The 5,143-nt window shown below is 30.1% G+C and carries 6 protein-coding genes; all 6 read right to left on the reverse strand.

Annotated elements, in window-relative coordinates; genetic code table 11:
* Nucleotides 1-243: 243 nt before the first annotated feature.
* The 6 genes from ACFQ1R_RS13045 to ACFQ1R_RS13070 all read right to left on the reverse strand — a co-directional run bounded on the left by ACFQ1R_RS13045 (nt 244) and on the right by ACFQ1R_RS13070 (nt 4,801).
* The gene (locus ACFQ1R_RS13045; protein ID WP_379926703.1) at nt 244-762 is read right to left on the reverse strand and encodes a hypothetical protein; all 519 of its coding nucleotides are present in this window, start codon (nt 760-762) and stop codon (nt 244-246) included.
* A 750-nt stretch (nt 763-1,512) separates the two neighbouring features.
* Nucleotides 1,513-1,758 (reverse strand): hypothetical protein, encoded by a 246-nt coding sequence (locus ACFQ1R_RS13050; RefSeq protein WP_379926705.1) that lies wholly within the window; start codon nt 1,756-1,758, stop codon nt 1,513-1,515.
* A 12-nt stretch (nt 1,759-1,770) separates the two neighbouring features.
* A complete protein-coding gene (locus ACFQ1R_RS13055) occupies nt 1,771-1,920 on the reverse strand; it encodes a hypothetical protein (RefSeq protein ID WP_379926706.1) in 150 nt (49 codons plus the stop codon).
* 897 nt (nt 1,921-2,817) lie between these two features.
* Nucleotides 2,818-3,315, reverse strand: a complete 498-nt coding sequence (locus ACFQ1R_RS13060) for a hypothetical protein (RefSeq protein WP_379926707.1) — start codon at nt 3,313-3,315, stop codon at nt 2,818-2,820.
* Between the two features lie 175 nt (nt 3,316-3,490).
* Nucleotides 3,491-4,090, reverse strand: coding sequence for a hypothetical protein (locus tag ACFQ1R_RS13065; RefSeq protein WP_379926708.1), 600 nt, complete (start codon nt 4,088-4,090; stop codon nt 3,491-3,493).
* A gap of 129 nt (nt 4,091-4,219) precedes the next feature.
* Complete coding sequence (locus ACFQ1R_RS13070) at nt 4,220-4,801, reverse strand: hypothetical protein (RefSeq protein WP_379926709.1); 582 nt, start codon at nt 4,799-4,801, stop codon at nt 4,220-4,222.
* Nucleotides 4,802-5,143 lie beyond the last annotated feature (342 nt).

The following is a 5,143-nucleotide window of genomic DNA, read 5'->3' on the forward strand; positions in this document are numbered from 1 at the left end:
ATGTTTCTGGTTTATTTTTTTTATTTTCAGTTTTGTAGCAAGAATAACATAATCCTCCATTGAATTTTGTGTATTCGCCACATTCTATACATTCTGCCATAGTTTTTTTTCAGCTTGTTGCCAACGGTTTTGTGTATGATTAGTGGCGTGTTTAAGCACCTAATTTAGCAAATAAAAACCGAATAGAAAATCCGCGAGGATTTTCGTAAGCAAGTTCGAACTAGCTATTAATTATACACGGTGTTACAGCACGTTTTTTATTTTCTTCTTTAATTTCCGATTATCCGAATACAATATTATTCCGCCGCATTTTGCTCTCTGCCCAAATAGAATTGGAGCCAAATCATTCTTATAAACTGTGATTTTCTCAATATTTGAATTGTTAATCAGATTTAAAATTTTGTCAGTATGTTCAAATTCGGAATAGTCAAGCAAATATTTATCTGATTTTACCATTAATTGGTACATTATTTTACATTCGCAATTCGATTCGTAAATCTTTTTTCCAGAACCAAAATTTTGATGTTCTACTCTCTCATTTCCAGAATTATGAAAATGAGTATTTCCAACATAATAAATAGAATCTGACTCGATTTTCTTTTTTAATTCAGCTATTTGTTCGGATTTAGATTCCAGTTTTTCAAATTCCGCAATCCATTCAGCGTTCTGCTTTTCAGTCAGAAGTGAGTCAATTTTTATTTCTTGAGAGAAAATCGTATTACTGAAAGATAGAAGTAAAGCAAAAATTAATATTCGTAACATATTTTGTTCATTTCCACCAAAGTTAAAGTCAGAGTTTCAATTATAAAATTCAAAATGAGTGAACTGGTCTTTTCTTTTAGCGATATGTTTTTCAAATGTGCTGTAACGTCGCGTATAAGAATAGTGTGGGTTTGTGAGCGGCGATTTTCCGCAGGAAAATCGGAAGCTTGCAAATACACACAAACTTTCGATTGAGCGATTTGTCCGCATTATTTTTATACAATGTTACCTTGCGTTTTTATTGTCCGTTAAATATAGCGTTTTTTCTTTCTTTTTTCTCCTTTTTTTAATTGATTTTATGCGTTTAACAATTCCGCAAACTTGCTCATTTTTCCGCTGCGATTGGATTTTCCGCAAACATGGTTTTTCTGTTTTTGTTTATTCCACAAACGGGCTAAAATTCCGCAATCTTGTTTTTTTTCTGTTTTTAAATTCCGTAAAAATGTGCATTAAATCTCAATATTTTTTCCACAAAACTTGCGTTTGAGTGCGTGTTTTTAATGCAAGGTAACGTTTATGTATATGCTTTGTAGCGTATGCAAGCACTAAAATAACAAAAAGAAACTGACGTAGAAAATTCGTTAGAATTTTCGTAAGTAAGAACTGAACTAGCTATAAAGTATATACGGTGTTACCAAACGTATTTTGTATCAGTTCCAAAGTTCATTGACATACTGAAAACTTTATTTTTTTTGAGGGAAGGCAGATTGCTGACGGTCGGAAGCAAAAGTGTAATTTTAGGTTTTTTAATTAAACCGCTATTATTTCATAGTCTAACTTTCTGTTGTTGTCAAAATCAGATAATACTTGAAATAATGTGTCCCAAAATGGTTTCTCGTGATAGCCGACAATATTTGAACCATCACTTGAATAAATTATCATTAAATAACTGTCACCTTCGTTAGGTTCAAAAGCTACATAAACATCTTGCATTTGGTTTTTAATAGTAAAAAGAGCTCTATTATAGAGCTCTTCTTGTGTATATTGGTATGACATTAATTCTTTTTATTATGCTACTTTAGAGATTTTGCTTTTACTTATTCTTGCTATAACAGAATATATTTCTGCTGCTTTGTCAGGTGTAGCATCACTCCATTTTACAGTATAGAAAGGATTTTTATCTCCAACATTTTTCATGTTAATTTTTGTGATTTTCATAACTCGACTGTTTTAATTAAACTTTCCTTTGATTTGTACTACAATACAAATCTACAATAAGTGTACCAATACTTGTTATAACAGTAACAACTTTATATCTATCAATAGTATCAACAGCATAAGTAAAATTTATAGTTATATTATTTTCTATTGATTTATACAGTTGTAATATTAGTCGGCAAATATAGTATTAAGTTACAAAAAACCAGTGAATTAACCTAATAATTTCGTATATTTAATCCGCAAACAAGCTAAAAAAAGGTCGGAAAAAAATAAAGAGATTTCAGTTGTCAGTAGAGTAAAGCGTACTGAATTTATATGTTTGGTAACGGATTAATGTATATAAAGTTGCGACTTTGTCAACGAGGAATTTCCAAAGGAAATTCTGAAGTTGGCAAACAAGCAACTAATTTTCTAAAAGCTAAAAGTAGCAATTTTTTATACATATTGTTGTAAGTAGTGGTTTTATTTTCTATATTTTTCTATTTATAAACAATTTTGTCAAAATCAAAATTCCACAAAGCAATTCGTTTCCATTTTTGAGTAAATTCCACAAACTGAAAATTCCATTTTTGGGAAAAACTTTTCAGGCAAAAATTCAATTCCAGCGTTTTTAAATTCATAATTACAAGCAGAAAATTCCGCCATAAAATTCATTCAGAGTCAATTCTGCTTTTGTCAATTTTGGTTTTTTACTAATTAAAAATTCAATTATTTTTTACTAATTTAAAGTTTCTGAGTGTTTTCCAACACCATTACTTACAACGGTTAGTATATGAAAAGTAGGCGATTTCGAAGCACCAAATTTTCGATTAAGCTCAAACCTTGATACGAGCCAAAAGACTTGATTTTATTACTATTTCGCCTATTTTTTATATACATTGTTGGTGGCAGTTTTTATTTATTTAATATTTCCGATTCTATTTTCATCCATTTTTCATATTCTAAGGCAACATATCTTTTCTCTTCGTCATCAGTTTTGTTAAATTTAATCCCATTCCTTCGATAAAATGAATTTGGATTTTTTAAAAACTCATTAACTTCAATGTCAATATTTTGAGTGTCAATAGTGGTATTAATTTCTTGTTCTTCTTTGTTTTCGATTTCATAATCATTACCTATTTCATCCACAACTAGCTCAAATAATTCCTTTAGTTTTCTTTGAAAAAATAAATGCATCTCTCCTGACCAAAATGAAGGCAGCATTTGATAAATAGGATTTAATCTATCCCAATATAGACTTGTTACAATTTTAGAAAGTTCAATAGTCTTTGCAGATAAACCCAAATCTTCTAAACGGTCAATATGATAACCAAATTTTTGACTGGTGAATTCATCATTTGACCATAGTGGATTTGTTCCATAGTCCAACATAAATTTTAATTTTGGTTTCATTTGTCAAATTGTCTGTTATGCGTTTTTAATTGCCACCAACGTTTATGTGTATGGAAAGTTGCGTGCTTGTGTGCGAGGATTTTCCGAAGGAAAATCAGATGCAAGCAAGCAAAGCAACTAACATTGTGTAAGCTAAAAATAGCAATTTTTTATACACGGTGTTGTAGTGCGTTTTTTATTTTTCAGATAACATTTTTACAATATTCGTTCGATATTCTTCGTCCTTTTCATTCAATTCAACTGTTCCGTTTTTCAAGTCAGGATTTAAGAATATTTCTGCATATAAATTCCGTTCGTCATTTTCGTCAAAAAACAGTTTGAAATGAAATCTACCATTCTCTAAAATTGCTTTCTCTTTGTTTAAAGGAAAAGCTGTAAATGTCAGTTTTTCGCTTGTAAATTTTGTTTTTATAGGTTGTCCGTAAAGTTTAGAAATAACCTCAATTAGTTTATCACTTTCTTTTCCGATTGAGTGGATTTCGACTCCATTTGAAGCAAAACTTGTATTGTCAATTTCTGCGTTCACAAAACCTGCTGGAATTCCGTCCGCAATATTGATTTTCAGTCCGACAATTTGGTTTTCGTATTTAGCTTTGCAAGTCAAACTCCAAAATCCGTTGTCTAATTTTTCTTTTTTCGTTATTGAGAAAATTAAATCTTGCCAACCTTCTTCAGCGTCTTGTTTAGATGTCAATTCAATCAGATTATTATTTTGACTACATCCAAAAATGCTACTTAAAATTCCCATTATTAATATCAATTTCTTAATTTTCATAGGTTGCTCTCAAATGCACTACAACGGTTTTGTGTATGGCTCGTTGCGGAAAATCAGCTTTGATTTTCCGCCGTAACCGAAAGATAGCAAATTGCAATGAATTCCGATTAGGAATTCAGCCGCAATGAGCTATACACGTTGTTGTAGTGCGTTTTTTTCTTCTATTATAAATCTATAATTTTCTTGAATTTCTTCGTCAGTCAAATTGTTTTCCGACTTTTCCTTTTCAATTATTTCAGCAAACGTTGATTTTAGATAAGAAATCATATTCACATAATCTTGATAGTTTGAGTCAGTTGAAAATTCGAAAAGAATTACAAATTTTTTATTTAATTCCACGTATTTCTTTAAATCAGATATTTTATTCGAATCCGAATCGGTAATTAAAAAATCGTTGGCACTTACCTTTAGATTTAGCACCTTCTTTTCCAAAAAGTAAGGCTCCAATTCTGGATAATAGTTTGGTGCTCCTTTTCCTCGTAACCGTTCTACAATGTATTCCGAATCGTTTTGAATATAAGGTGGCAATGTAATTCTTAGATCATTTTTTCCTTTAAGGTTAAGGATAAACGATTGTTTAAATGTTTTTCTAAATTCTTTTGTTAAATCTTGAAAAGTTTGATACGATAGATTTTGGTCAAGAGATAAAATAACCTTTGGATAATCGTGATAACGTCTTTGAAAACGAAGTGAATCAATTCTGCTATGCAAAGTTGAATCCAATTTTGTGATTAAAGTATCGTCATCAATTATTCTAAATTCAGTTTCCGAGACTTGGTCTACATAAATCTGATATTCAGCTGTGTTTTCCTCTATGGAATAATTAGTAAATTCAGATTGAGGTAGATTGATTTGATTTCTGTTTTTTGAGCAAGAAATGAAAATCAAAATTATCAATATGTAGTTAAAAAGTTTCATTTTTCTCAAATGTCTTGTCCTGAAATATGGCTACAGGTTAAAATTGATTTTACGCTGATAATTTGTATACCATATTCGGTGTTCTAAAGTCTAAAGATAAGTGTAATCTTATTTCGTTGTATAAATTAATTGCAT

Origin of the sequence: Mariniflexile jejuense, from assembly GCF_042675665.1 — a bacterium.
Taxonomy (GTDB): Bacteria; Bacteroidota; Bacteroidia; order Flavobacteriales; family Flavobacteriaceae; genus Mariniflexile; species Mariniflexile jejuense.